The organism is Amycolatopsis sp. La24, from assembly GCF_029087445.1.
GTDB classification, from domain to species: Bacteria; Actinomycetota; Actinomycetes; order Mycobacteriales; family Pseudonocardiaceae; genus Amycolatopsis; species Amycolatopsis nivea.
In genome coordinates this window covers 11,517-35,293 of record NZ_JARACH010000022.1, presented here as the reverse complement: position 1 = coordinate 35,293, position 23,777 = coordinate 11,517, and the positions used below count along the sequence as shown (strand labels likewise).

28 protein-coding genes and 1 pseudogene are annotated in these 23,777 nt (G+C 68.8%); 13 read left to right on the top strand and 16 right to left on the bottom strand.

What is annotated here, in order from left to right:
• The first annotated feature begins 3 nt into the window (after positions 1-3).
• The 3 genes and pseudogenes from PUT80_RS21630 to PUT80_RS46310 all read left to right on the top strand — a co-directional run bounded on the left by PUT80_RS21630 (position 4) and on the right by PUT80_RS46310 (position 802).
• Positions 4-312 (top strand): DUF4333 domain-containing protein, encoded by a 309-nt coding sequence (locus PUT80_RS21630; protein ID WP_275293261.1) that lies wholly within the window; start codon positions 4-6, stop codon positions 310-312.
• A pseudogene (locus PUT80_RS46315) lies at positions 309-512 on the top strand (GNAT family N-acetyltransferase); the annotation flags it as partial. The gene PUT80_RS21630 and the pseudogene PUT80_RS46315, both read left to right, overlap by 4 nt.
• Positions 497-802, top strand: coding sequence for a GNAT family protein (locus tag PUT80_RS46310; protein WP_343076894.1), 306 nt, complete (start codon positions 497-499; stop codon positions 800-802). The pseudogene PUT80_RS46315 and the gene PUT80_RS46310, both read left to right, overlap by 16 nt.
• Here the strand turns inward: PUT80_RS46310 and PUT80_RS21620 are convergent.
• Positions 795-1,559 (bottom strand): IclR family transcriptional regulator, encoded by a 765-nt coding sequence (locus PUT80_RS21620; protein ID WP_275293260.1) that lies wholly within the window; start codon positions 1,557-1,559, stop codon positions 795-797. The genes PUT80_RS46310 and PUT80_RS21620 overlap by 8 nt on opposite strands.
• A 108-nt stretch (positions 1,560-1,667) precedes the next feature.
• On the opposite strand from PUT80_RS21620, the gene aceB reads away from it, so the two are divergent.
• Together aceB and PUT80_RS21610 are read left to right on the top strand one after the other, a co-directional pair.
• Positions 1,668-3,242 (top strand): malate synthase A, encoded by a 1,575-nt coding sequence (aceB, locus tag PUT80_RS21615; protein ID WP_275293259.1) that lies wholly within the window; start codon positions 1,668-1,670, stop codon positions 3,240-3,242.
• A complete protein-coding gene (locus PUT80_RS21610; protein WP_134668043.1) occupies positions 3,242-4,438 on the top strand; it encodes an aldolase/citrate lyase family protein in 1,197 nt (398 codons plus the stop codon). Before aceB ends, PUT80_RS21610 begins: the two co-directional genes overlap by 1 nt.
• 31 nt (positions 4,439-4,469) lie before the next feature.
• Here the strand turns inward: PUT80_RS21610 and PUT80_RS21605 are convergent, their stop codons facing one another.
• Positions 4,470-4,895: a nuclear transport factor 2 family protein gene (locus tag PUT80_RS21605; RefSeq protein ID WP_275293258.1), complete on the bottom strand. Its 426-nt coding sequence runs from the start codon at positions 4,893-4,895 to the stop codon at positions 4,470-4,472.
• A 127-nt stretch (positions 4,896-5,022) separates the two neighbouring features.
• Between PUT80_RS21605 and htpG the strand changes: the two genes are divergently transcribed.
• Together htpG and PUT80_RS21595 are read left to right on the top strand one after the other, a co-directional pair.
• A complete protein-coding gene (gene htpG / locus PUT80_RS21600) occupies positions 5,023-6,909 on the top strand; it encodes a molecular chaperone HtpG (protein ID WP_043833106.1) in 1,887 nt (628 codons plus the stop codon).
• Positions 6,910-6,978: 69 nt separating this feature from the next.
• Entirely contained in the window at positions 6,979-8,316 is a 1,338-nt protein-coding gene (locus PUT80_RS21595; protein WP_275293257.1) for an 8-oxoguanine deaminase, read from the top strand.
• A gap of 4 nt (positions 8,317-8,320) precedes the next feature.
• On the opposite strand, the gene PUT80_RS21590 is transcribed toward PUT80_RS21595, so the two are convergent.
• Entirely contained in the window at positions 8,321-9,715 is a 1,395-nt protein-coding gene (locus PUT80_RS21590) for an FtsW/RodA/SpoVE family cell cycle protein (protein ID WP_275293256.1), read from the bottom strand.
• A gap of 162 nt (positions 9,716-9,877) precedes the next feature.
• Between PUT80_RS21590 and PUT80_RS21585 the strand changes: the two genes are divergently transcribed.
• Positions 9,878-10,552, top strand: coding sequence for a DUF998 domain-containing protein (locus tag PUT80_RS21585; protein ID WP_275293255.1), 675 nt, complete (start codon positions 9,878-9,880; stop codon positions 10,550-10,552).
• On the opposite strand, the gene PUT80_RS21580 is transcribed toward PUT80_RS21585, so the two are convergent.
• The 7 genes from PUT80_RS21580 to PUT80_RS21550 all read right to left on the bottom strand — a co-directional run bounded on the left by PUT80_RS21580 (position 10,553) and on the right by PUT80_RS21550 (position 15,175).
• A complete protein-coding gene (locus tag PUT80_RS21580) occupies positions 10,553-10,912 on the bottom strand; it encodes a Sec-independent protein translocase TatB (protein ID WP_275293254.1) in 360 nt (119 codons plus the stop codon).
• 36 nt (positions 10,913-10,948) lie between these two features.
• Positions 10,949-11,557, bottom strand: coding sequence for a TetR/AcrR family transcriptional regulator (locus PUT80_RS21575; RefSeq protein WP_275293253.1), 609 nt, complete (start codon positions 11,555-11,557; stop codon positions 10,949-10,951).
• Entirely contained in the window at positions 11,554-12,900 is a 1,347-nt protein-coding gene (locus PUT80_RS21570; protein ID WP_275293252.1) for a nucleobase:cation symporter-2 family protein, read from the bottom strand. The genes PUT80_RS21575 and PUT80_RS21570 overlap by 4 nt, the downstream gene beginning before the upstream one ends.
• A 25-nt stretch (positions 12,901-12,925) precedes the next feature.
• Positions 12,926-13,816 (bottom strand): factor-independent urate hydroxylase, encoded by an 891-nt coding sequence (gene pucL, locus PUT80_RS21565; protein WP_275293251.1) that lies wholly within the window; start codon positions 13,814-13,816, stop codon positions 12,926-12,928.
• Between the two features lies 1 nt (position 13,817).
• Positions 13,818-14,135, bottom strand: a complete 318-nt coding sequence (gene uraH / locus PUT80_RS21560; protein WP_275293250.1) for a hydroxyisourate hydrolase — start codon at positions 14,133-14,135, stop codon at positions 13,818-13,820.
• The gene (gene uraD, locus PUT80_RS21555; RefSeq protein ID WP_275293249.1) at positions 14,132-14,617 is read right to left on the bottom strand and encodes a 2-oxo-4-hydroxy-4-carboxy-5-ureidoimidazoline decarboxylase; all 486 of its coding nucleotides are present in this window, start codon (positions 14,615-14,617) and stop codon (positions 14,132-14,134) included. The genes uraH and uraD overlap by 4 nt, the downstream gene beginning before the upstream one ends.
• Before the next feature lie 81 nt (positions 14,618-14,698).
• The gene (locus PUT80_RS21550) at positions 14,699-15,175 is read right to left on the bottom strand and encodes a helix-turn-helix domain-containing protein (RefSeq protein ID WP_043833120.1); all 477 of its coding nucleotides are present in this window, start codon (positions 15,173-15,175) and stop codon (positions 14,699-14,701) included.
• A 108-nt stretch (positions 15,176-15,283) separates the two neighbouring features.
• On the opposite strand from PUT80_RS21550, the gene allB reads away from it, so the two are divergent.
• Both allB and alc read left to right on the top strand, forming a co-directional pair.
• Positions 15,284-16,612, top strand: a complete 1,329-nt coding sequence (gene allB / locus PUT80_RS21545; protein WP_275293248.1) for an allantoinase AllB — start codon at positions 15,284-15,286, stop codon at positions 16,610-16,612.
• A gap of 4 nt (positions 16,613-16,616) precedes the next feature.
• Entirely contained in the window at positions 16,617-17,636 is a 1,020-nt protein-coding gene (alc, locus tag PUT80_RS21540; protein WP_037810253.1) for an allantoicase, read from the top strand.
• 70 nt (positions 17,637-17,706) lie between these two features.
• On the opposite strand, the gene PUT80_RS21535 is transcribed toward alc, so the two are convergent.
• The 3 genes from PUT80_RS21535 to PUT80_RS21525 all read right to left on the bottom strand — a co-directional run bounded on the left by PUT80_RS21535 (position 17,707) and on the right by PUT80_RS21525 (position 20,219).
• Complete coding sequence (locus tag PUT80_RS21535; protein WP_275293247.1) at positions 17,707-19,575, bottom strand: hypothetical protein; 1,869 nt, start codon at positions 19,573-19,575, stop codon at positions 17,707-17,709.
• Complete coding sequence (locus PUT80_RS21530) at positions 19,572-19,904, bottom strand: type VII secretion target (RefSeq protein ID WP_051171583.1); 333 nt, start codon at positions 19,902-19,904, stop codon at positions 19,572-19,574. Before PUT80_RS21530 ends, PUT80_RS21535 begins: the two co-directional genes overlap by 4 nt.
• Positions 19,905-20,042: 138 nt before the next feature.
• The gene (locus PUT80_RS21525; protein ID WP_167441866.1) at positions 20,043-20,219 is read right to left on the bottom strand and encodes a hypothetical protein; all 177 of its coding nucleotides are present in this window, start codon (positions 20,217-20,219) and stop codon (positions 20,043-20,045) included.
• A gap of 69 nt (positions 20,220-20,288) precedes the next feature.
• Between PUT80_RS21525 and PUT80_RS21520 the strand changes: the two genes are divergently transcribed.
• The 3 genes from PUT80_RS21520 to PUT80_RS21510 are packed head-to-tail and all read left to right on the top strand — an operon-like array spanning position 20,289 to position 21,599.
• Positions 20,289-20,453: a ribbon-helix-helix protein, CopG family gene (locus tag PUT80_RS21520; protein ID WP_134668052.1), complete on the top strand. Its 165-nt coding sequence runs from the start codon at positions 20,289-20,291 to the stop codon at positions 20,451-20,453.
• A 1-nt stretch (position 20,454) separates the two neighbouring features.
• Positions 20,455-20,781, top strand: a complete 327-nt coding sequence (locus tag PUT80_RS21515) for a glyoxalase (protein ID WP_037810255.1) — start codon at positions 20,455-20,457, stop codon at positions 20,779-20,781.
• Positions 20,778-21,599 (top strand): class I SAM-dependent methyltransferase, encoded by an 822-nt coding sequence (locus PUT80_RS21510; RefSeq protein WP_275293246.1) that lies wholly within the window; start codon positions 20,778-20,780, stop codon positions 21,597-21,599. Before PUT80_RS21515 ends, PUT80_RS21510 begins: the two co-directional genes overlap by 4 nt.
• 201 nt (positions 21,600-21,800) lie before the next feature.
• Here PUT80_RS21510 and PUT80_RS46305 read toward each other — a convergent pair whose 3' ends face one another.
• From PUT80_RS46305 to PUT80_RS21495, 3 genes are read right to left on the bottom strand one after another with little or no spacing between them, the layout of a single operon-like run.
• Positions 21,801-21,998, bottom strand: a complete 198-nt coding sequence (locus PUT80_RS46305; RefSeq protein ID WP_134668054.1) for a hypothetical protein — start codon at positions 21,996-21,998, stop codon at positions 21,801-21,803.
• Between the two features lie 19 nt (positions 21,999-22,017).
• Complete coding sequence (locus PUT80_RS21500; protein ID WP_037810257.1) at positions 22,018-22,494, bottom strand: CoA-binding protein; 477 nt, start codon at positions 22,492-22,494, stop codon at positions 22,018-22,020.
• On the bottom strand, positions 22,491-23,777 hold the full coding sequence (locus PUT80_RS21495; RefSeq protein WP_275293245.1) for an O-acetylhomoserine aminocarboxypropyltransferase/cysteine synthase family protein: 1,287 nt from the start codon (positions 23,775-23,777) through the stop codon (positions 22,491-22,493). The genes PUT80_RS21500 and PUT80_RS21495 overlap by 4 nt, the downstream gene beginning before the upstream one ends.

The window sequence follows — 23,777 nt, the reverse complement described above, 5'->3', positions numbered from 1 at the left end:
TCCATGCGTTCCTGGATCCTGCTCGCCGCCTGCGCGCTGGTTCTCGCCGGTTGTTCCGCGCACGTGAGCGTCGGCAAGGAGGTCTCCAAGGAGAACTTCGAAAAGGGCATCTCCGACGCTCTCCAGCAGTCCATCGGCAAGCGGCCGGACACCGTCGCCTGCCCGGGACCGATCAAGGCTGTCGAGGGGGAGTCGATGCGCTGTGTCCTCACCGCGGGTGGACAGAAAGTCGGGCTCACCGCGAAAATCGGCGCGGTGAACGGCACCGAGGTGAAGTACAACGTCCAGGTCGATCAGAAACCCATGCAGTGACCCGCGTAACCCTCCGCCCGCTCACCGAAGCCGACCGGTCGCGAGTGCACGAGATCCTCTCCGCCCCGGAAGTTTCGCAGTGGTGGGGCGATCCCGACGAGGAAACCGACGGGCTTCTCGCCAAGGACGAGGAACACGCCTACGCCATCGAGCACAACGGCCAGACCGTCGGCATCATCCAGAGCTGGGAAGAAACCACCCCCCGCTACCGGCACGCCGGGATCGACCTCGCTGTGCACCCTGGCCACTACGGGCTCGGCTCGGTTCGGAGGCGATCCGGGTCCTCGCCCAGCGTCTGTTCGACCAGGGGCACCATCGGATCACCATCGATCCGGCGGCGGCCAATCACCGTGCGATTCACGTGTACGAGAAGCTCGGTTTCCGCCGCGTCGGGATTCTCCGCGACTACGAGCAAGGGCCGGACGGCACCTGGCACGACGGTCTGCTGATGGACCTCCTCAAAGGCGAACTCAAAAGCGAACTCAAGTAACCGGCAGCTGCTGCGAAAGCTGGTCCGCCACCTTCTGCACCACCGGCGCGATGTGGCTCACCGCGTCCGCTGTCAGGCGGCCGGACGGGCCCGACACCGACACCGCGGCGGGCACTGGCGCGCCGGGGATCGCGACGGCGATGCAGCGCACACCCAATTCCTGCTCTGCCTCGTCGAGGGCGTAACCCTGTCCGGCGATCTTCTTCAGCTCCACCGCCAGCGCGTCCGGGTCGGTGAAGGTGTGCTCGGTGTACGCGGGCATCCCGGTGCGTTCCAGCAGCGACGCGACCTCGTCGGCGGGCAGTTCCGCCAGCATCGCCTTGCCCACGCCGGTGCCGTGCGGCAGGAGACGCCGGCCGACCTCGGTGAACATGCGCATCGAGTGCTTCGAGGGCACCTGTGCGACATACACCACCTCGTCGCGTTCCAGCACCGCCAGGTTCGCCGTCTCGCCGACCTCCTCGACCAGCTCCACCAGCAGCGGCCGTGCCCACGCGCCGAACTGCATGCTGGCGTTCTCGCCGAGCCGGATCAGCCGGGCGCCCAGCGCGTAGTGCCGGTTGGTGTTCTGCCGGACGTAGCCCAGCGACACCAGCGTGCGGATCAGCCGGTGGATCGTCGGCATCGGCAGCCCGGACAGGGTCGCCAGCTCCGACAGGCTGGCCTCGCCGCCGGTGTCCGCCAGGTGCTCCAGCAGCTCGAACGCGCGCTGCAGGGACTGGACGCCGCCGTCTCGTCCGCTCTTCTCAGCCGCCACCAGTGGTCCTCCTCACAGACCCGATTGATGTTCCGCTATGCAGAAACTATAGTCCGTCAGGTAAAAACCGTAGGGACGTTATCCAAAGCACTACTCGGGGTGTTGCGCATGTCTGAGGTCCAGGTTCTCGGCGGGTCCGTCGAGCGTGGGGACGAGATTCTGACGCCGGAAGCCCTCGCTTTCGTAGCGGGCTTGCACGACGAGTACGCCGCGCGGCGCGACGAACTCCTCGTCGCGCGGGGCAAGCGGCGCGAGGAGGCCCGGACCACCGGCCGCCTCGATTTCCTCGCCGAGACCAAGGAGATCCGCGAGGGCGACTGGCAGGTCGCGGGCGCGCCGGAAGCGCTGCGCGACCGCCGCGTGGAGATCACCGGCCCGACCGATCGCAAGATGACCATCAACGCCCTCAACTCTGGCGCCAAGGTGTGGCTCGCCGACTTCGAGGACGCCAACACGCCGCACTGGGCGAACGTGGTGGGCGGCCAGGTCAACCTGTCCGACGCGATCCGCGGCACCATCACGCTCGACCAGAACGGCAAGCACTACGAGCTGAAGCCGGACGTCGAGCACGCCACCATCGTGGTCCGCCCGCGCGGCTGGCACCTCGACGAGCGCAACCTGACGTTCGGCGGCCGCAAGGGCGTCGGCGCGCTGGTCGACTTCGGCCTCTACTTCTTCCACAACGCGCAAGAGCTGCTCAACCGCGGCAAGGGCCCGTACTTCTACCTGCCGAAGATGGAAAGCCACCTCGAAGCGCGGCTGTGGAACGACGTGTTCACGCACGCGGAGAAGGCGCTCGGCATCCCGCACGGCACCGTCCGCGCGACCGTGCTGATCGAGACCATCCCGGCCGCGTTCGAGATGGAGGAGATCCTCTACGAACTGCGCGAGCACGCCTCCGGCCTCAACGCGGGCCGCTGGGACTACCTGTTCAGCGTCATCAAGTACTTCCGCGACGCGGGCGAGAAGTTCGTGCTGCCGGACCGCAACTCGGTCACCATGACCGCGCCGTTCATGCGCGCCTACACCGAACTGCTCGTGCGCACCTGCCACAAGCGCGGCGCGTTCGCGATCGGCGGCATGGCCGCGTTCATCCCGAGCAAGGACCCGGAAGTCAACAAGGGCGCCTTCGACAAGGTGCACGCCGACAAGTCGCGGGAGGCCGCGGACGGCTTCGACGGTTCGTGGGTCGCGCACCCGGGCATGGTCGCACTCTGCAAGGAAGAGTTCGACAAGGTCCTCGGCGACCAGCCCAACCAGCTGGGCCGCACTCGCGACGAGGTGAGCGTGACCGCCGACCAGCTGCTGGACGTCGCCTCGACGCCGGGCAGCGCCACCGCGGCCGGTCTGCGCGCGGCGGTCGACGTCGGCATCCGCTACCTGGCCTCATGGCTGGGCGGCAACGGCGCGGCGGCGATCCACAACCTCATGGAGGACGCCGCCACGGCCGAGATTTCGCGGTCGCAGGTGTGGCAGTGGGTCAAGAACGGCACGCAGCTGGACAACGGCGAGAAGGTCACCGCGGAGCTGGTGCGAGGCGTCGTCGCCGACGTCCGCGGCGAGCTGGCGGCGGAGGTCTCCGACGACCTGCTGAAGCCCGCGGTCGAACTGTTCGAGCAGGTCGCGCTGGCCGACGAGTTCCCGGACTTCCTGACCCTGCCGGCGTACGAGCACATCCAGTAATGGCTGGCGGACGACTCGCCGAGGACGTCTACCGCACCGCCGACGCGCGGTTGGCCGAGGCCGACGCGCGCGTGGCGGCGCGGTACCCCGGCGAGTCTCCGGGCCGTCGTCCGGTGCACACGGTGTACGTGCCGGCGTCGCAGTACCGCACGCGCTTGGTCGCCGACTGGGGCAAACAGGCGATGCGGGTCTTCGTCGAGCACGGCGACCTGCTGAACCTTGACCCGGCGGTGGCCGAGCGGGTCCGCGAGAAGCTCCTCACCGAGCCGATCGAGGACCTCCGCATCGACTTCGAGGACGGTTACGGCCGTCCCGGCGACGAAGCGGAGGACGCGGCCGCCGAGGCCGCCGGGCGCACCCTCGCGACCACCGGCGGCACCCCGTTCGTCGGAATCCGGTTCAAGAGCTTCGAAGCCGCGACGCGGCGGCGGGGCATCCGGACGCTCGACCTGTTCCTGTCCGGCTTGCTGTCCGAAGGATCGCTGCCGGACGGATTCGTGGTGACGCTGCCGAAGGTCACCGCGGTGGAGCAGGTCGAGGTCGCCGCGGAAGTGCTGGGGCGGCTGGAAACCGCGTACGGACTGGCGGACCGCGCGCTGCGGTTCGAGGTGCAGATCGAGACCGCGCAGTCGATCCTTTCGACCGACGGCACGGTCTCGGTCGCGCAGATCATCCAGGCCGCGGACGGCCGGTGTTCCGGGCTGCATTACGGGACCTACGACTACAGCGCGGGTCTCGGGATCAGCGCGGCGTACCAGAGCATGGCGCACCCCGCCGCCGACTTCGCGAAGCAGTTCATGCAGGTCGCGGCTGCCGGAACGGGCGTGCGGCTGTCCGACGGTTCGACCAACCGGCTCCCGGTGGGCGACGACCTGCCGGGCGCGTGGGCCGAGCACCTGCGCCTGGTGCGGCGGTCGCTGGAGAACGGCTTCTACCAGGGCTGGGACCTGCATCCGCACCAGTTGCCGACCCGGTACGCGGCGACGTACGCCTTCTACCGCGAGGGCGCCCCGGCGGCGGCCAAGCGGTTGCAGGACTACGCGTCGAAGACCTCCGGGGGAGTGCTGGACGAGCCCGCCACGGCGGAAGCGCTGGCCCGGTACCTGCTCGGCGGATTCCACTGCGGTGCGCTGGCGGAGTCGGAGCTGCCGTTCGAACCGGCGCGGCTGGATGCGTACGCGCGCCGACAAGCGTGAGTCGTGAGTGGCTAGGCCGGTTAGAACCGGCCTAGCCACTCACGAGGCAGGCACTCGCGATCGCCGCGGTGTCCCAGTAAAACGGCCGTACCTCGGCGATCCGCCCGTTCTCGATCCGGATCGCCTGGAGGATCGGGAACTCGAGGTCCCGCCCGGTCGCCCGCGTCCGGGCGCGCACCTGGGTGAGCACCACCGACGTCGCGCCGACGGAGAGGAACTCCTGGTCGCCGATGTCGAACGACTCCCAGATCCGGCTCATCTCGAGGAAGAACTTCTCCAGCCCGGCGTGGCCGTGCCAGTCGCCGCCGAACGGCAGCCCGGCGGCCTGGTGCAGTACGACATCCTCGGCGAAATACGGGGCCAGCGGGGCAAACGAAGCCGAACCGGGGCCGCCGGCGGCGAAATACTCGGCTTCGGCTTGATACATGCCATTGAGCACGGCTGCGGGATCAGTCACGGGCATCAGCCTGGCCGTCCCGGCCGGGCACCGCTGGCGGCAATCGGACTTCGCGGTCTCCGCACGTTCTGTCGGTCGCGCTGGGTAGACTTCACGCCGGTCTTTTCAGGGGCGGGAAAGGAAACACATGGCTGAGGAAACCGGGACGGTCGAAACGCTGGAGTTCCAGTCCGAGGCGCGCCAGCTGCTGCAGCTGATGATCCACTCGATCTACTCGAACAAGGACATCTTCCTGCGCGAGCTGGTCTCCAACGCCTCCGACGCGCTGGACAAGCTGCGGCTGGAGACGTACCGCGACAAGGATCTGCAGGCCGAGACCGACAACCTGCACATCGAAATCCTCCTCGACGCCGAGGCGCGCACCCTCACCGTGCGCGACAACGGCATCGGGATGAGCCGCGACGACGTCGTCAACCTGATCGGCACCATCGCGAAATCCGGCACCGCAGACTTCCTGCGCAAGCTGAAGGAGTCGAAGGAATCCGCCGGACAGGACCTGATCGGGCAGTTCGGCGTCGGCTTCTACTCGAGCTTCATGGTCGCCGACAAGGTCACGCTGGTGACGCGGCGCGCGGGCACGGACGAGGGCGTCCGCTGGGAATCCACCGGCGAGGGCACCTACACGATCGAGTCCCTCTCCGACGCGCCGCAGGGCACGTCGGTCACGCTGCACCTCAAGCCCGCCGACGACGAGGACCACCTCTACGACTACACGTCGCCGTGGAAGGTCCGCGAGATCGTCAAGCGCTACTCCGACTTCATCACCTGGCCGGTGCAGATGGCCAAAGAAGCCAAGGATGACGAGGAGAGCGGTCTCGAGACCGTCAACTCCATGAAGGCGCTCTGGGCGCGTTCGAAGGACGAGGTCTCCGACGAGGAGTACCACGAGTTCTACAAGCACATCAGCCACGACTGGACCGACCCGCTCGAGACGGTCCGGATGCAGGCCGAGGGCACCTTCGAGTACCAGGCGCTGCTGTTCCTGCCCTCGCGCGCGCCGGTCGACCTGTTCATGCGGGACGCGAAGCGCGGCGTGCAGCTGTACGTCAAGCGCGTGTTCATCATGGACGACTGCGAAGCGCTGATGCCGAACTACCTGCGCTTCGTGAAGGGGGTCGTCGACGCGGCGGATCTGTCGCTGAACGTGTCGCGCGAGATCCTGCAGCAGGACCGGCAGATCCGCGCGATCCGGCGGCGGCTGGAGAAGAAGATCCTCTCCACGGTCAAGACGATGATGACCGAGGACGCCGAGAAGTACGCGACGTTCTGGTCCGAGTTCGGCCGCGCGGTCAAGGAAGGCCTGATCGACGACCCGGAGAACCGGGAGCAGATCCTGGAGATCTCGTCGTTCGATTCGACGCACCACGCGGACAAGCCCACCTCGCTGCGCGACTACGTGTCGCGGATGAAGGAGGGCCAGGAGCACATCTACTACCTGACCGGCGATTCGCGCACCGTCATCGAGAACTCGCCGCACCTGGAAGCGTTCCGCGCCAAGGGGTACGAGGTGCTGATCCTCACCGACCCGGTGGACGAGATGTGGACGGAGTCGGCGAGCGGCTTCGACGGCAAGACGTTCCAGTCGGTCGCGAAGGGCGAGGTCGACCTCGGCGACGAGACGTCCGACGAGAAGAAGGCCGAGTACGAGGACCTGCTGAAGTGGATGTCGGCGACGCTGTCCGACACCGTCAAGGAGGTCCGCCTGTCGTCGCGGCTCACGACGTCGCCGTCCTGCATCGTCGGCGACGCGGGCGATCTGACGCCGACGCTGGAGAAGATGTACCGCGCGATGGGGCAGGAGCTGCCGCCGGTGAAGCGCGTGCTGGAGCTGAACCCGGAGCACGCGCTGGTGACGGGTCTGCGCAAGGCGTTCGCCGAGCACCCGGAGGACACTTCGCTGGCCGAGACGGCGGAGCTGCTGCACGGCATGGCGTTGCTCGCCGAGGGCGGCGAGCTGAAGGACCCGAGCCGGTTCCTGAACCTGGTGGCGGATCGCGCGGCCAAGGCGTTGTGAGGGGTTTCGTGAGTGGCTGCCGCGGGTTCGGGGTAGCCACTCACGAGACCTTCCGGAGGTGAGTGTCGCATGAGGACAGTCGTCGAGAACGCCGCGATCGCGACGGTCAGCGGTCCCGAATACCGCAACGGGCACGTTGTGCTCGAGGACGACCGCATCGCGGCCGTCGGCGACGGCGCCTTCACCGGCGAGGCGGACGAACGCGTAGACGCGAGCGGCTGCCTCGTCACGCCGGGCCTCGTGAACACGCACCATCACCTCTACCAATGGGCCACCCGCGGCCTCGCCGCCGACCACACGCTGTTCGAGTGGCTCGTCGCGCTGTATCCGGTGTGGGCCAAGCTGGACGAGGAGATCACGCACGCCGCGGGTGCCGCCGGAATGGCGCGGCTCGCCCTGAGCGGCTGCACCACGGTCGCCGACCACCACTACGTCTTCCCGTCCGACGGCGGCGACCAGGTGGCCGCGCTCGTCGCCGCGCGGGAGCGGATCGGCTTGCGGCTGCACCTGGTCCGCGGCTCGATGGACCGCGGCGAATCGGACGGCGGGCTGCCGCCGGACAGTTTGGTCGAGACCGCCGACGACGCCCTCCTCGGCACCGAAGCCGCGATCGACCGCTACCACGACGCCTCGCCGGGCGCGCACCTGCAGATCGCGGCGGGCCCGTGCTCGCCGTTCACCGTCACCGAGCGGCTGATGACCGCTTCGGCCGAGCTGGCCCGGCGCAAGGGCGTCCGGCTGCACACGCATCTGGCCGAAACCCAGGACGAGGAAAAGCAATGCCTCGCCGAAACCGGTCTCACGCCCGCGGAGTACGCGGACAAACTGGGCTGGCTGGCGTCGGATGTCTGGTTGGCGCATACCGTGCACCTCGCGCCGGACGCGATCCGCCGCTTCGGCGCGACCGCGACGGGCTCCGCACATTGCCCAACGTCGAACGGCCGCCTGGGCAGCGGAATCGCCCCGGTGCGCGACCTTCTCGACGCCGGTGCTCCGGTCGGGTTGGGCGTCGACGGCGCGGCTTCGAGCGAGTCCGGCGGCTTGGCGGAGGAGTTGCACCAGGCGTTGCTGCAGGCCCGGCAACGCGGCGGGCCGAAGGGATTGACCACGCGAGAAGCGTTGTGGCTGGGCACAATGGGCGGCGCGCGGTGTCTCGGCCGGGAGCGCGACATGGGCTCGGTAGAGGCGGGGAAGCTCGCGGATCTGGCGGTGTGGGACCTGAACGGGCTGAACTACGCGGGCATCGACGACCCGGTCGCGGCGCTGGTGCTGGCCGCGCCGCCGCCGCTGCGGAGGCTGTTCGTGGGCGGGAAAACGGTGGTGGAGACGGGTCAGCTCAGGACGGCCGACGAGACGTCGATTGCGGGCGAGTTGGCGAAGGCGAGTGCCCGGCTGCGCGAAGGCTGACAGCTCACCGAGGCCGGTTGACCAGCACGGTCCCCGCCTCCGCCAGTGGGGCTCGCACCGCCTGCACTGGTTCCGTCGTGCTCGGCTTGCGGGCTGCGTCCGAGATCCGCAGCAGCAGCGCGACCAGGATGTAGTTCGCGAGCAGTGACGAACCGCCCTTCGACAGGAACGGTGCGGTGATGCCGGTTTCCGGGATCAGCTTCGTCACCCCGCCCACGACTACGAAAATCTGCATCACCACGGTGAACGCCAGCCCGCCGCCGAGGAGTTTGCCGAAGCTGTCGCGGACGGCGAGCGCGTGGCGCATTCCGCGCAGGGCGATCAGCAGGTACAGCATCAGCACCGCGGCCAGCCCGAGGAAACCCAGTTCCTCGCCGATGCTGGCGGTGATGAAGTCGCTGTTCGCCTCGGGCACGATGTCCGGCCTGCCCGCGCCCAGGCCGGTTCCGCCCATGCCGCCGGTGCCGAGGCCGAACAGACCCTGCGCGATCTGGTACCCGCCGCCGGCCTGGTCGTAGGTCGCGAGCGGGTCGATCCAGTTCGCGACCCGCTGCCGCACGTGGTTGAACAGGAAGTACGCCAGCACGCAGCCGCCCGCGAACACCGTCAGCCCGGCATACACCCAGACCGCCCGCTCGGTCGCGAGGTAGATCATCACCAGCACGATCCCGAAGAACAGCAGCGAGGCGCCGAGTTCCTTCTCGAACGCCAGCACCGCCACGCAACCGAGCGCGGCGAGCACGATCGGCCCGAGGTCGCGCGCCCGCGGCAGTTCGACGCCGAGCACCTTGCGCCCGGCGACCCGGAACAGCTCCCGTTTCGCCACCAGCGTCGTCGCGGCGAACACGATCAGCAGCAGCTTCGCGAACTCGCCCGGCTGGAGCGACAGCGGGCCGATCCTGACCCACACCTTCGCGCCGTTGGCCTCCGACAGCGACGACGGCAGCAGCGCGGGCAGGATCACCGCGACGATCCCGGCCAGCCCGGCGAGGTAGCCGTACCGGGTCAGCACCCGGTGATCGCGGACGAAACCGAGCACTGCCAGGAACAAGGCCAGCGCCACGACGGTCCACAGCACCTGCTGCCCGGCGACGGCCGAGTACGTCTTGCCCCGCTGCACCGCCTGTTCAGCGAGACCGAGGTCGATCCGGTGGATCACCACCAGTCCCAGCCCGTTCAGCAGCACGGTGCACGGCAGGATCAGCGGGTCCGCGTGCGGGGCCCAGCGCCGGACCGCGAGGTGCGCCGCCGCGACCACCGCGGTGAACGACGCGCCGTAGCCGACGACGGAGAAGCTGAGCCGCGCCAAGGCGTTCGCGTCCACGAGCAGGAACGCGCACCAGACGATCGCCACCGCGAACAGAAGCAGCCGCAATTCCGTACCGCGCGCGGCAGGCATGGATTTCCCGTCGGTAGAAATCAGTGAACCGCCGCGAGGGTAGTCGCGATTTCTGGCAGGACGCTGAGAATGCGCGGCAATTCGGGCGGACTGTCCGAAAGCGACGGGACCGCGGCCGGGATATGCTTTCGGGAAAGCGGGCGGGCGAGCGGAGAACCAGCGGTGACGACAGAACTGACTCCGGTGCTGGTGTCGGCCCCGTCGGCGAAAGCCGCGAAACGCGCGCTCGGCGCGGCGGTGGCCGCGGTGCTGCTCGCCGCGGCGTTCCTGGTGGTGCTGCACGTCGACCGCTACTGGGGCCCGATCGACCCGGTCAGCGCGATGCTCAGCGACTACGCCTGGACTCCCGGCTGGTGGATGTGGGCAGCGGCGATGCTGCTGACGTCGGCCGGTTCGGTCGTGGTGGCCGTGGTCCTGCGCCGCCGCGGGCTGCTGTGCGGAGCGCTGACGGTCGTCGCGATGGCCGCCTGGTGCGCCGGGCTCGCGGCGGTCGCGTTGTTCACGAAGGACCCGCAGGGAAATGCGGTGTCGTGGGTCGGCAAAGTGCATCTCGGCGCGACCGGGATCAGTTGCGTGAGTTTGCCGTTAGCCGGATGGCTCCTCGGCCGGGCACACCGGAATTCGCCGGATTGGCGGGGTTATGCGCGCTGGTCGCGTATTCTGGGGTTGGCGGCCGTGCCGTTCTTTCTGCCGTTTCTCATTCCGTTCGCGGCCAATGTCGCATTCGGGCAGCATCTGCCGACCGTCGCGACCGGGCTCGTGGAACGGCTGATGGCGGTGCTGGAACTCGTCGAACTGCTCGTGCTCGCCGGATGGGCGTGGCGCGCGGCCGGATGATCAGGTGGCGTCGGGATCGACCGGCGGCCGCTCGTTCGCCCGCAACGGAACCGGAGCCGGAACCGGCGGGACCGGCGGCGGCGTCGCGGCCGGGGGAGTGTCGTCGAACAGGTACCTCGTCACGGCCGCCCGGGGGTTGCCCATCCGCAGGGACTGGAGTTCCTGCAACGGTTTCCGCAGCTCCTGGTACTCCGGGCCGAGTTCCGCCTCGAGCTGGGCCTTGGTGCCCGCGGCGAACTCGCGCGCGCGTTTCAGGGCCTGCGCGACCCAGTGCGCCGCCTCGGGCAGCCGCTCCGGGCCGAGGATGAACAACCCGGCGAGCAGCAAAATCACGATGTGGTCGATGCTGAGACCGAACACCGGCCACCTCCTGCGGACCCGGATGCTGGTTCCAGCTTAGCCGCCGGAGGGTCGGCGCTTCCCGTCGTCACCCAGTTCGGTCAGCAGCCGTCGCGCTACGTCGACCACCGCCGCGCCCGCGACCGCCATCGGTTCAGTCGTCCGCATGGAGCGGCACAACACGAACGCGCCCTCCAGGCTGGTCACCAACGCGAGCGTGAGCGTGCGGGCGTGCTCCTCGGGAAGCCCGAACGCGGAGAACCCCTTGGTGCCCGCTTGGGTCCATGCCTCGAACACGTCCGCGGTGGCTTTGCGCAGGGGTTCGTTCGTGGTCGCCACTTCGAGCGCAACGGTCGCGATCGGGCAGCCCTCGACGTAGTCCGTGTCGAGCAGCGTGGTGACCGCGCCCGCGAAGAAGCTTTCGAGACCGGTGATCAGGTCCGGCGCCGGCGCGATGAAAACCTCGAACAGCTGCGCGTACTGCATCCCCGAGGTGCGTACCACTTCTTCGCCCAGCTGCTCCTTGCCGCCGGGGAAGAAGTGGTACACCGACCCGAAGGGCGCGCCGGCCTTCTCGACAATCTGCTTCATGCCGGTGCCCGCGTACCCGCCTTGCCGGAACAGTTCCGCCCCGGCGGCGAGGATCCGGTCCTTGGTGCCAGTCACGACACCGAGGATAGCTCCTGGACAGTAGAGCGTTCTATCAAGCGCGGCCGGAGCACCAGGTTGAGCACCACCGCGGTCACGCAGCCCGCGCTGATCCCGGAGTTGAGCACGACCTGCAGCGCCGCCGGGAATCCGGAGTAGAAGTCCGGCATGGCGATCGGGATGAGCCCGACCCCGAGCGACGCGGCGACGATCGCGACGTTGATCGGATGCTCGAACGACGCCTTCGCGAGCGTCCGGACGCCGCTCACCGCGACGCTGCCGAACAGCACCAGCCCGGCCCCGCCGAGCACCGGCTGCGGCACCAGCGCGACGATCCCGCCGGTCACCGGGAACACGCCCAGCAGCACGAGCACGACGCCGCTGGCCGCGACCACGTACCGGCTGACCATGCGGGTGAGCGACACGAGGCCGATGTTCTGCGCGAACGCCGTGCAGGCGAATCCGCCGAAGATCGTGCCGACGGCGGTGGAGAGCCCGTCCGCGCGCAGGCCGTCGGCCAAGACGCGGCTGGTGGTCGGCCGGTCCACGATCTCGCCGAGTGCCAGCAGGTCAGCGGTGCTTTCCGCCATGATCACCAGCATCACGATGAGCATCGAGACGATCGCCGCGATGTCGAACGACGGCGTGCCGAAATGGAACGGCGTCACGATGCCGAACACCGGGGCCTGCTTCAGCGTCGAGGTGTCGACCTGGCCCATCGGCCACGCCGCCGCGGTACCGGCGACCAGGCCGAGCAGCAGCGCGATCCGGCTCCAGAACCCGGTCAGGAACCGGGTGAAGACCAGCACCGCGACCAGCGTGATCCCGGCCAGCAGGAGCCCGCTGGGCTTGGCCGATTTGTGCTGCGCGGCGATCCACTGCACGGCGACCGGCAGCAGCGAGATCCCGATGAGCGTGATGACCGTCCCCGTCACCACCGGCGGGAAAAACCGCGTCAGCTTGGAGAAAAACGGTGCGGCGAACACGACGAACACGCCGCCGACGAGCGTGGCGCCGTAGACGACGCCCAGCGCGTTGCCGTCGCGATGCTGCGCCGCGATGGACAGGATGGGTGCGACAGCGGCGAAAGTGACGCCGTTGACCAGCGGCAGTCTCGCGCCGAAACGCCAGAAGCCGAGGGTCTGCAAGAGAGTGGCCAGCCCCGCGGTGAACAACGCCGCGCTGATCAGCAGCGCGAGCTGGCCGGGGGAGAGGCCTACGGCCGCGCCGATGACGAGCGGTGGTGCCACCACTCCGGCGTACATGGCCGCTACGTGCTGGATTCCGCCGAGGATCAACTGCGGCAGCGGAGGCGCCGCGTCCACGGGGTGCCGAGAAGGTCGTTCCTGTGCAACTGACATGCGCTCTCCCGGAGGGGACTCGGGGCTAGAGCACGGCGTCGGTCCAGGCCGGGCCGGGCTCTTCGGCTTCGTCGCGGACCACCGTGCCTTCGATGAGGCCGTACGGGCGGTCGGCGGCGTAGAACACCTCGTTGTGGTTCTCGAGGCCGAAGGGGCTTAGATCGACGAGGAAGTGATGCTTGTTGGGCAGGGAGAACCGGATCTCGGCTACTTCCGGCCGTGCCTGCAGCACGGCTTCGCCCATCGCGTACAGGGTCTGCTGCAGCGAAAGACTGTGCTTGGTGGCGAACGTCTCCAGGAGCGTCCGCCGGATCTCCCGATGGCTCTTGGCCCAGTCGATCCCGGTGAATCCCTCGTAGCGCCAGCGCGCGGTGACGGCGGTGGCGAGAATGCGGTCGTCGGTTTCGACGAGCGTGGTGTATTCGTCCTTCGGGTACCCGTGGAATTCGGACCCGGTGGACTTGAGCACCACCAGACCGTCTACTCCGGACACCACCCAGGCGCGGTCGGCGTGCACGGTGACGGTCGTGGTGCGGCGTTCGCCGCCGGAGCTGCTGAACGAGTGGTCGTGCGGCGCGCCGTCCACCGTGATGCGGTCCCATTCCTGCTCTTCGACGGAAATCCGCGCACCGGTGATCTTTTCCTGCGTGCCGACGAAGTGCCGGCCGAGCCGCAGCGCGAAGTCTTCGATCTCGCCGACGTCCTGCTGCTTGGCGAACGCGTACACCGTGTTCTTCTGCGTGTCGGTGGCCAGCACGGCGGAGTTGTCGCCGGTGAGGTGCGTGGCCGACAGGTCGCCGCGCAGGGCCGAGGACACCGTGAGGTCGCGCAGGTGGTGCACGCCGCCGGCGCGCCGGACGGTGACGAGGCGGACCTCGGCCTTGCCGTACTGGTTGGGGCCCAACGAGATTCCCATGTCAGCTCCCGCGATAGGTGGAATAGGCGAACGGGCTCAGCAGCACCGGCACGTGGTGGTGCGACGTGCCGTCGACGATCCGGAAACCGATCGTGACGTCGGGGAAGAACGCCTCCGGGCCGAGGTAGCTCCCGGTGTCGAAGATCAGCCGGTACACCCCGGGGTCGAGCGTGTCCGGGCCGAGATCGCGGATGCGGCCGTCGTCGTCGGTCTTGCCTTCGGCGACGAGCGAGCCGTCCTGGCGCTCGAAGCGCACGGCGATCCCGGCGGCGGGTTTCCCGGTCGCGGTGTCGAGGACGTGCGTGGTCACAAGACTCATGCTGTTACCGCTTTCGCGAGGCGCAGTTGCGCGATCTTGGCCAGCTCCGCGCCGGCGACGTCGAGTTCGGTGTCCGGGTCGTTGCCGAGCCGGGAGCGCAGGTTCGCGAGCAGTTCCTCGCCGCTGCGCCCGCTCGCGCACACCAGGAAGACGTGGCCGAAGCGGGCTTCGTACTCGGCGTTGGCGGCGGCGAATTCGTCCGCGTTGTCCACGCCGGACTGCTCCGAACGCGACCAGTCGGCGTCGCTGCCCTTGCTGGTCGGGCGTTCCCCGATCCTCGGGTGTGCGGCGATCGCGTCGCGGATCTCGTTGCGGCGCAACGGGGTCGCGCTGTCCGCGCTCTTGCTCAGCGCGGCGAAATCGGCGTACGGACGGCCGTCGAGCACGGTGTCGACCCAGCGCGGCACAGCCAGGCAGGCGCTGAGCGTCGGCCGGAGTTCGGCGGCGGATGCGGAGTTGAACTCGGCGAGTGCGAGCGGCAACGGAATCTCCTCCGGGGAGGTGGTGTTCCGCTGACCGTACGGCCGGGTCGAGCGTGCGTCAACACTTTGTTGAATCGCGGCTCAGTCGGCTTCCCGGTTGAGGTAGTTGTAGACCGTGAACCGCGTGACGCCCAGTTCCTCGGCGACCGCCGAAACCGATTTCCGCAGGTTGAAAGCCCCGCGCTCGCGCAGGAGGCGGACCGCGCGCTGCTTTTCCGGGCGGTCGAGATCGCGGAGTTTCGAGCCGAGTTCGCGTTCCACGTCGGAGATCAATCGCGACAGCGCGCTGTTGAGTTCGACCGCCGGAACGGTGTCGGAATCGTCGGTTCGGCGCAGTTGCAGCGTCACCCGGGTGGCCCCGCCTTCGAGGGCGGCGCGGGCGATCGAGGGCAGCGCGGCGAACAGCTCGTCGGCGGTGCCGCGGGCCAGGGTGCCGAGGGGGCCGAAGTCGGTGTCGAGCCCGGCCGCGTCGGCGGCGTCGCGGGCGCGGACGGCGTGCTCCGGCGGTGCGCCCTCGCCGCGAAACGGCTCGCTGGTGAACTCGGCTTCCAACTCCACCTGGTGACCGTAACGTGGGAGGGACGGCGTTGACGAGCCGGGAAGGACGTGTCTAATCTCGGTGAGCGAAAGAGTATTTCCGTAACGTGGAAGTGGAGGAGACCGTCGATGGACCTCGTGGTGCGGGCCGCGCGTGCGGTGACCCCCGCCGGTCTCGGGCCGGCGACGATCGGCGTGCGGGACGGCCGGATTGTCGCCGCGGAACCCGGCGTTGTCGAGATGCCGGGCACGCGGCTCGTCGAGCTGGCCGAGGACGAGGTGTTGCTGCCCGGTCTCGTCGACACCCACGTGCACGTCAACGACCCCGGCCGGGCCGAGTGGGAGGGTTTCGAGACCGCGACGCGCGCGGCCGCCGCCGGTGGCGTCACCACGATCGTGGACATGCCGCTCAACAGCCTGCCGCCGACGGTCGACGTGGCCGCGCTCGAGGTCAAGCGCAAGGCGGCGAGCGGTCGCGTGCACGTGGACGTCGGGTTCTGGGGCGGCGCGATTCCGGGCAACGAAGGCGATTTGCGCGGGCTGCACGACGAAGGCGTCTTCGGTTTCAAGTGCTTCCTGCTGCACTCCGGCGTCGACGAGTTCCCGCCCCTGGACGCGGACGGCCTGGAATCCGCGCTGCGCGAGCTGAAATCGTTCGACGCGCAGATGATCGTGCACGCGGAGGATTCCGACGCGATCGACGCCGCTCCCGACCCGCACGGCGAGAAGTACCACGACTTCCTCGGTTCCCGCCCGCGCGGCGCGGAAAACCTGGCCATCACGCACGTGATCGAAGCGGCGCGGCGCACCGGCGCCCGCGCGCACATCCTGCATCTGTCCTCTTCGGACGCTCTGCCGCTGATTGCCAGCGCCCGCCGCGAGGGTGTCGCGCTGTCGGTGGAAACCTGTCCGCATTATTTGTCGTTCGTCGCGGAGGAAATCCGGGACGGGGCAACGCAATTCAAGTGCTGCCCGCCGATCCGCGAGGCGGCGAACCGGGAATTGCTGTGGCAGGGTTTGGCGGACGGCGTGATCGACACGATCGTCAGCGACCATTCGCCGTGCACGCCGGAGCTGAAACGCTTCGACACCGGCGATTTCGGTCTTGCCTGGGGCGGTATTTCCAGCCTGCAGCTCGGTCTGCCCGCGATCTGGACGCAGGCCCGCCAGCGCGGCTTCGGTCTGACTGATGTCGTGCGGTGGATGGCCGAGCGACCGGCCGCGCAGGTCGGGATGACGCGCAAGGGCAAGCTGGAAGTGGGCTGCGACGCCGATTTCTGCGTCTTCGCGCCGGACGAGGCTTTCGTCGTGGACGTCGCGAAGCTCAAGCACCGCAACCCGGTGAGCGCGTACGACCAGCGTCCGCTGGCCGGCGTCGTGCGCGGCACGTGGCTGCGCGGCGAGCCGGTGACCGGCGGCGAACCGAGGGGGACTCTGCTGACCCGGGGCAATTGCTGAAGAGATGGAGGAGCACGTGTCCGACCGTCCGGAGTGGACTACCCAGCCCGATCTGGCCTCGCGCCTGTTCGGGGGCACCGTGATGTGGGCGAGCGACGAACTGTTCGCCGAGAAGGAAAACCTGGTCAACCCGTGGCGGCCGGCGCACCGCGCCGAAACGTTCGGCCCGAAAGGCCAGGTGTACGACGGCTGGGAGACCCGGCGGCACCGCGAACCCGGCGACGACCACGCCCTGATCCGCCTCGGCCTCGGCGGCGTGGTGTCCGGGGTGGTGGTGGACACGGCGTTCTTCAAGGGCAACTACCCGCCGTTCGTGTCCGTGGCGGCGACGTCCGTCCCCGGCTACCCGAGCGCGGCCGAACTGCAGGACGCCGACTGGGACGTCCTGGTCGACCACGAACCGGCGGTCGGCGACTCGGAGAACTACTACAAGGTGACGTCCCCGCGGCGCTACACCCACGTGCGCCTCACCCAGCACCCCGACGGCGGCGTAGCCCGACTGCGCGTACACGGTTCGCCGGTTCCCGACCCATCGCTGCTCGACCCGCGCTCCCTGGACTTGGCGGCGCTGGAGAACGGCGCGGTCGTCACGGGTTGCAGCGACATGTTCTATTCGTCGCCGAACAACATGCTGTCGCCGGGCCTGGCCGCGCACCAGGCGGAGGGCTGGGAAACCGCCCGCCGCCGCGACGACGGCAACGACTGGGCGACGGTGTCCCTGGCGGGCGCGGGCTTGGTCCGGTTCGTGGAACTGGACACCAGCAACCTCAAGGGAAACGCCCCCGGCTGGGCGTCGGTGAGCGGCCGCCTGGACGAGGGCGAGTGGGTGGAACTGTTGCCGCGCACCAGGTTGCAGCCCGACACCCGGCACCGCTTCGCCCTGGCGGACGACGGCCCCGAGGTAACGGAAGTCCGCCTGGACATCTACCCCGACGGCGGCCTCGCCCGGCTGCGCCTGTTCGGCGAACTGAGCAAACGCGGCAGGGAAGCCATGACGGCACGGTTCGCGGAGACGTCCGACTGACCTTTCGGCTCGGTCACAGCCGTGCGGGTCACCCTGGAATTCCTTCCGGGTGACCCGCACGGTTTTTTCGTTACTCCGCGGTGCTTCCTTCGGCGGCCGGATCCGGATGCTCCTTGCGCCACTCCTCGTCGGAGGTCTTCCAGGCTTCCTCGGCCTGCATGTGGATGTCGGTGATCGCCTTGTCGAAGTTGATCGCGTCCTTGCCGATCCAGCCCACGAAGTTCTTGCTGCTCTTGGCGTCGGCAAGACCCTTGAGGAAGGGGTAGAGCTTCGGGTGCGTCTTGAAGTACTCGTCCGGGGCCTTGACGATGTCCTTCCAGACGTTCTTGCCCCCGGTGTACTTCTGAACCTGGGGGAGGTCGCACATGTTCTCGAGCCAGCTTTCGTGCTTCTTCATCCAGCTGAACTCGTAAGGCTTGAGCGGCGACTGCGGGCCTGGGGGACGACCGGATCCGCCTCCGTTGCCCTGGGTGTTGCCGTGCTCGCCGCCTTGGTTGTTTTCCTGGTGATTGCCGCCTTGGTTGCCTTCTTGGTGATTGCCGCCTGCGTTGTCGCCGTGATGGTCGCCGTTGGTCTCGTGGTTCTGGTTCCCGCCCGGGTTGTCGTCGTGGTGGTTGTTCCCGCCGGGAGTCTCATCGTGCGGCGTGTTGCTGCCGCCAGGGGTGTCGTGGTGCTGGTTGTTCCCGCCGGGGGTGTTGTCGTGGCCGCCCGGCGTGTTCTCGTGGTTGCCGCCCCCGCCCGGGGTGTCTTCGTGGTGCGGATTGCCGCCAGGACTGTCGTGGGGGCGGTTGGGCGGCGGGTTGAAGTGCTGATCCGCGGCCAGCCAGGTGTCGAACGGATCGTCCTCGTGCGGCTGGTTGTTCGGCCGCTCTTCGTGCGGGGTGTTGTTTCCGCCGGGGGTGTCGTCGTGGTGGTTGTTGCCGCCTGGCGTGTCGTCGTGCGGGGTGCTGTTGCCGGGGGTGTCGTCGTGCGGGGTGTTGTTCCCGCCGGGCGTGTCGTCGTGGTGGTTGTTGCTGCCACCCGGCGTGTCGTCATGCGGCGTGTTGTTCCCGCCGTGACCACCCTGCCCGCCCTGACCGCCACCGCCGCCACCGGTCCCGCCGCCATGGCCGCCGCCGTGGTTGCCGCCCAGGTCGGTCATCTCGTGGTTGTTCCCGCCGCCGTGCGAGCCGCCGCCGCGTCCGGGTTTCACCTTCTCCGCCAGTTGCGCCAACCGGCTCGCGGTCCGCCCTCCCAGGCCGACCACCCGGGCGATCTTGGACGCCATCGTCAGCGCCAGCGAAATCCCCGACCGGATCACGTTGCCGACCCCGACCACGATCGACGCGCCGAACGTGAACGCCGCCATCGCGAGGGCGATCAGCATCGTCGCGATGACGTCGCCGAGGAACGTCGTGATCAGGTCGCGGATCAGCGAGCGCACCACGGTGACCAGGGCCATCGTCGTCTCGACGACGTAACCGGCGACGTCGACCGCCTGTCCGGCGCTGTCGATCTGGCCGCGCCGGTCGCCGATGTTCTTCTTGAACGCCTCGGCGCCGTCGCCCTGCCAGTCGGTGACCGTTTTCTGCAGCGTGGTGTCGAGGTCCTTCGCCGCGTTGCGCAGGTTCTGCGCGGTCTTGTGCAGTTCCTCGGCCATTTTCTTGATCGCCGCGGGGTCGCCGGCGAGCTTGTCGAGGCCCTCTTTGAGGAACGAGATGTGCTCGATCAGCCAGCCGAGCCCGGCCGCGATCAGTTTGCCGAACGGGTCGAGGACGAAGGCCGCGGTGTCCGCGATCGCGCCGACGATCGAGACGCCGATCTCGACCCCCACCGCGGCCGCGTCGGCGCCGTGCAGGTGCTGGATTTCCTGGATCGACGAGACGACGCTGTGCCAGCTGTCCGCGACCCCGGCGCCGGTGGTGCTGTTCGCATCGGTGATGGGCTCGACGACGCTCATTTCACCTGCTCCGGCTTGAACTTGTCGAACGCCTTCGCGAGGTCCTGGTCGCCCTTGCTGTACTGCTCGCTGGCCTGTCGCGTCTTGTCCGCGCTGTCGGTCACGTCCTTCGCGACGCCGTGCAGATTGTCGGAGACGGCCTTCAGCGCGATGCGCGCCGGAATCGCGAGCACCTGCGCGAGCACGACGCCGAACGCGTCGATGTCCCCGCCGTTGGCGTCGTCCACCGCCTTCGCGGAGTCGTTTACCGTCGGCACGGTGGTCTTGTCCAGGTACTCGCTGAATGTGTGCAGCTCGTCCGGGTGGACGGTGAAGCCGTTCCCTGCCACCAACACTCCTTCGCCTGCCGCGATCGGGCCGCGCCGAGTAGAGCAGCGGCGGCTGAACCGGAGGCGACGTGCGTGCGGACGAAGGCTGAACGAGACGATCTTCCTGCCCGAGCGTGCGGGCCGGAAGGGACGGACGGGTCAGCCGCGCGCGCTGGGGCGGTTCAAGTAGGCGGAGAAGGACGACAGCAGAGCCGCGACGCCGACGATCGCGGTGACCCACCACGGGCCGCCGGTCACCAGGTTGAACACGAACGCGGCAGCCATCAGGACGGCGGCGATGATGTTCCTGATCTGCAGCCCGGAGGGTTTCGCCATGCCTCCACCTTCTCACGAGCGCCAGGGGCGGGCCTTGTCCGCCGCTGGCTAGATTGCTAGCATCCTAGGATGGCCGGTGAAGAGGTCAAACAATTCAACGTCTACCTGCCGGTCGAGCTGATCAAGCAGGTGAAGTACCGGGCGATCGAGACCGAGCAGTCACTGTCCGCGCTGGTCACCGCGGCCTTGCGGGCCTATCTCGGCACCTCGCCCGACCAACGAGAGGACGGCTGACATGAGCGACGGCATCACGATGTTCGTCATGGAGACGCACAACTGGGGCAAGACCGCGAAGTTCCTGCAGCGCGTGGGGTTCAGCCTCGATTTCGAGACCGACCACAACTCGGGCCAGCTCTCGAACGGCGACGGCGCACCGGTGTTCGTCGTCGAGGTGCCCGAAAACCAGGAGCCGCGCACGGCCGTGGTGGTGGCGGTGCCGGACGAGTCGGTCGACGCGGAACTCGACGTCGTCACCCCGTTCGAAGACACTCACTACGGCACGCGCGAGATGACCGTGCGGGACCCGGACGGCCGGATCTGGACCCTGCGGGCCCCGAAGTGAGCGAGCCGGACCACACCGCGGTGCGCGTCGCGTTGTGGCGCGCGCTGCACGTGCTCGCCGATCCGCCGCCGCACGCGCTGGCCGACGAGATCGGGCTCCAGTTGGCCGATCCCGGTCCGGACTGGCGCTCCCGGCCGGACATGGACCTGGACTTCACCCGCCGGTTCCGCGCGGGAATCGCGTTGCGCAGCCGGTTTGTCGAAGATCTGGTGCGCGAACGCGGGGTCTCGCAGTACGTCCTGCTCGGCGCCGGGCTGGACACGTTCGCGCAGCGGGAACCGGAGCTGGGCGTGCGGGTGTTCGAGATCGACCAGCCGGGCACGCAGGAGTGGAAGCGCGCACGGCTGGCCGAACTCGGGCTGCCCGCCCCGTACCGGTTCGTACCGGTCGACTTCGAATCCGGCGAACAGTGGCCGGAACGTTTGGCTGCCAACGGTTTCGAGCTGGAGAAACCCGCCGTAGTGGCGTCGACGGGAGTCAGCATGTATCTGACTCGCGAGGCGAACGCCGCGACATTGCGCGCGCTCGCCGGTTTCGCGCCGGGCACCGTGGTGGCGATGACGTTCCAGATGCCGGAGGAGTACCTGGACGAACCCGATCGCGCGGCCCGGGCAGCGGCGATGAAGGGCGCGAAGGCGGCGGGGACGCCGTTCGTGAGCTTCTTCGCGCCGGACGAGATGCTGGATCTCGCGCGGGAGTGCGGTTTCCAGGACGTCCGGCACGTCAGTGCGGCCGAGCTGAACAAGCGGTATCTGTCCGGTCGGTCGGACGGGCTGGAGACGTCGGGGGAGGAGTTCCTGGTGGCGACGGTCAGCTGAACTCGGCGTCGCGGTATTCGACCGGAAACCCTTCGGCGGTAAGGAAATCGTGCAGCTGCGCGGCCAGGTCGTCCTTCTCCGCGCCAGCCTCCATCGTGGTCGTGACGGTGGCTTCCCATTCGCCGTAGACGGAATGCCGCCACGGCCGCAGCGTCCAGGCCAGTTCGACGCGGCCGCCGGAGTGGTGGGTCGCGGAGACGATCAGGTCGCGGTCGGCGTTGACCCAGCGTCGCTCGCCTTCCCAGCCGCGGAAGTCGAGCCCGTCGAGGAACCGGGCGAGGCCGCGGCTTCGCCGAACCGCACCGAGACCTGGTCGCCGCGGAACACGACTTCCCGGTCGTCCAGGCAGGTCATCTCGGTTTCCGGCCGCGGCCAGCCGTGCGGGCAGTTCGGGTTCACCTCGCCGAACCTAGCCGGTTCAGGGCGCGGTTTGCCGCCGCGAGCTGATCACCCCGGTGTTGAACCCCGCGAGATGCAGCCCGCCCGCGAACCGCGCGTGCTCGATCTTCACGCAGCGGTTCATCACCACGTCCAGCCCGGCTTCGCGGGCGCGGTCCGCCACCGGTTCGTGCCACAGGCCGAGCTGGAGCCACAACGTCCGCGCGCCGGCCTCGATGACCTCCTCGGCGACCCCGGGGAGGTCGTCGTGCTTGCGGAACACGCTCACCAGATCCAGTTCGCCCGGCACGTCCGCCAGTGACGGATACACCGGCCGCCCGAGCAACGTGTCGAGCCGCGGGTTCACGAAGTTGACCTCGTACCGCGTCGAAGACAGCAGATACGTCGCCACGAAGTAGCTCGGCCGCGCCGGATTCGCCGACGCGCCCACGACCGTCACCGATTTCGTGCGCCCGAGAAGACGCCGTCGTTCGACCGCCCCGACGTCGTAGCTCACGCGTTCACCGCCTTGTCGAGAGCCTGGTCGAGGTCCCACAACAGATCCTCGACGTCCTCCAGCCCGACCGACAGCCGGATCAGGTCCGCGCCGACGCCCGCCGCGGCGAGCTGGTCCTCGGACAGCTGCGCGTGCGTCGTCGAGGCCGGGTGGATGACCAACGTGCGCGCGTCGCCGACGTTCGCCAAGTGCGACAACAGTTCCACCGACTCCACGAACTTCTCGCCCGCCGCGCGTCCGCCCTTGACCCCGAACGAAAACACCGCGCCCGGCCCCTGCGGCAGATACCGCGCCGCCCGCTCGTGATCCGGGTGATCGGGCAACCCCGCGTAAGACACCCACGCGACCCGCGGGTCCGCGTTCAGGTACTCCGCGATCGCCTGCGCGTTGACCACATGCGCGTCCATCCGCTGCGGCAGCGTTTCCACGCCCTGCAGCAGCAAAAACGCGGAATGCGGCGACAGCACCGCGCCGATGTCGCGCAGTTGCTCCGCGCGCAGCCGCGTGCAGAACGCGTACTCGCCGAAGTTCTCCCAGTACTTGAGCCCGCCGTAACTGTCGACGGTCTCGGTCATCCGGGGGAACTTTCCGTTGCCCCAGTTGAAAGTCCCGGCCTCGACGACGACCCCGCCGAGCGTCGTGCCGTGCCCGCCGAGGAACTTCGTGGCCGAGTGCAGGACGATGTCCGCGCCGTGCTCGATCGGGCGGCAGAGGTACGGAGTGGCGAGCGTCGCGTCGACCACGAGCGGGATGCCGTGCGAATGCGCGAGATCGGCCAGCCCGGCGAGGTCCGCGATCGCGCCGCTCGGATTGCCGATCACCTCGGTGTAGATGAGCTTCGTGCGGTCGGTCACCGCTTTGGCGTAGTCCTCGGTGCCACCGTGCACGAACGTCGTCTCGACGCCGAACCGCGCGAGCGTCCCGGTGAGCTGCGTGACCGTCCCGCCGTACAGCCCGGCGGCCGACACGATGTGGTCGCCGGCCTCCGCGAGCGCCGAGAAGGTGAGGAACTCCGCCGCCTGCCCGCTGGCCGTCGCGACCCCGCCGATGGCCCCTTCGAGACTCGCGATGCGCTCCTCGAACGCCGCGACGGTCGGGTTGCCGATCCGGCTGTAGACGTTCCCGTACTTCTGCAGCGCGAACAGATTGGCCGCGTCGGCCGCGTCCTCGAACACGAAGCTGGTCGTCTGGTAAATCGGCACCGCACGGGCCCCGGTGGTGGGGTCGGGAGTGCCGCCGGCGTGCAGGGCGCGGGTGCGGAAGCCCCAGGTACGTTCGCTCAT

Coding starts and splice junctions, on each gene's coding strand:
- PUT80_RS21570 (WP_275293252.1), bottom strand. CDS start 12,900: ATGTCAGTTGCACAGGAACGACCTTCTCGGCACCCCGTGGACGCGGCG.
- PUT80_RS21595 (WP_275293257.1), top strand. CDS start 6,979: ATGAGGACAGTCGTCGAGAACGCCGCGATCGCGACGGTCAGCGGTCCC.
- allB (WP_275293248.1), top strand. CDS start 15,284: ATGGACCTCGTGGTGCGGGCCGCGCGTGCGGTGACCCCCGCCGGTCTC.
- PUT80_RS21535 (WP_275293247.1), bottom strand. CDS start 19,575: ATGAGCGTCGTCGAGCCCATCACCGATGCGAACAGCACCACCGGCGCC.
- htpG (WP_043833106.1), top strand. CDS start 5,023: ATGGCTGAGGAAACCGGGACGGTCGAAACGCTGGAGTTCCAGTCCGAG.
- PUT80_RS21525 (WP_167441866.1), bottom strand. CDS start 20,219: ATGGCGAAACCCTCCGGGCTGCAGATCAGGAACATCATCGCCGCCGTC.
- pucL (WP_275293251.1), bottom strand. CDS start 13,816: ATGGGAATCTCGTTGGGCCCCAACCAGTACGGCAAGGCCGAGGTCCGC.
- PUT80_RS21610 (WP_134668043.1), top strand. CDS start 3,242: ATGGCTGGCGGACGACTCGCCGAGGACGTCTACCGCACCGCCGACGCG.
- aceB (WP_275293259.1), top strand. CDS start 1,668: ATGTCTGAGGTCCAGGTTCTCGGCGGGTCCGTCGAGCGTGGGGACGAG.
- PUT80_RS21590 (WP_275293256.1), bottom strand. CDS start 9,715: ATGCCTGCCGCGCGCGGTACGGAATTGCGGCTGCTTCTGTTCGCGGTG.
- PUT80_RS21520 (WP_134668052.1), top strand. CDS start 20,289: ATGGCCGGTGAAGAGGTCAAACAATTCAACGTCTACCTGCCGGTCGAG.
- alc (WP_037810253.1), top strand. CDS start 16,617: ATGGAGGAGCACGTGTCCGACCGTCCGGAGTGGACTACCCAGCCCGAT.
- PUT80_RS21515 (WP_037810255.1), top strand. CDS start 20,455: ATGAGCGACGGCATCACGATGTTCGTCATGGAGACGCACAACTGGGGC.
- PUT80_RS21630 (WP_275293261.1), top strand. CDS start 4: ATGCGTTCCTGGATCCTGCTCGCCGCCTGCGCGCTGGTTCTCGCCGGT.
- uraH (WP_275293250.1), bottom strand. CDS start 14,135: ATGAGTCTTGTGACCACGCACGTCCTCGACACCGCGACCGGGAAACCC.
- PUT80_RS21495 (WP_275293245.1), bottom strand. CDS start 23,777: ATGAGCGAACGTACCTGGGGCTTCCGCACCCGCGCCCTGCACGCCGGC.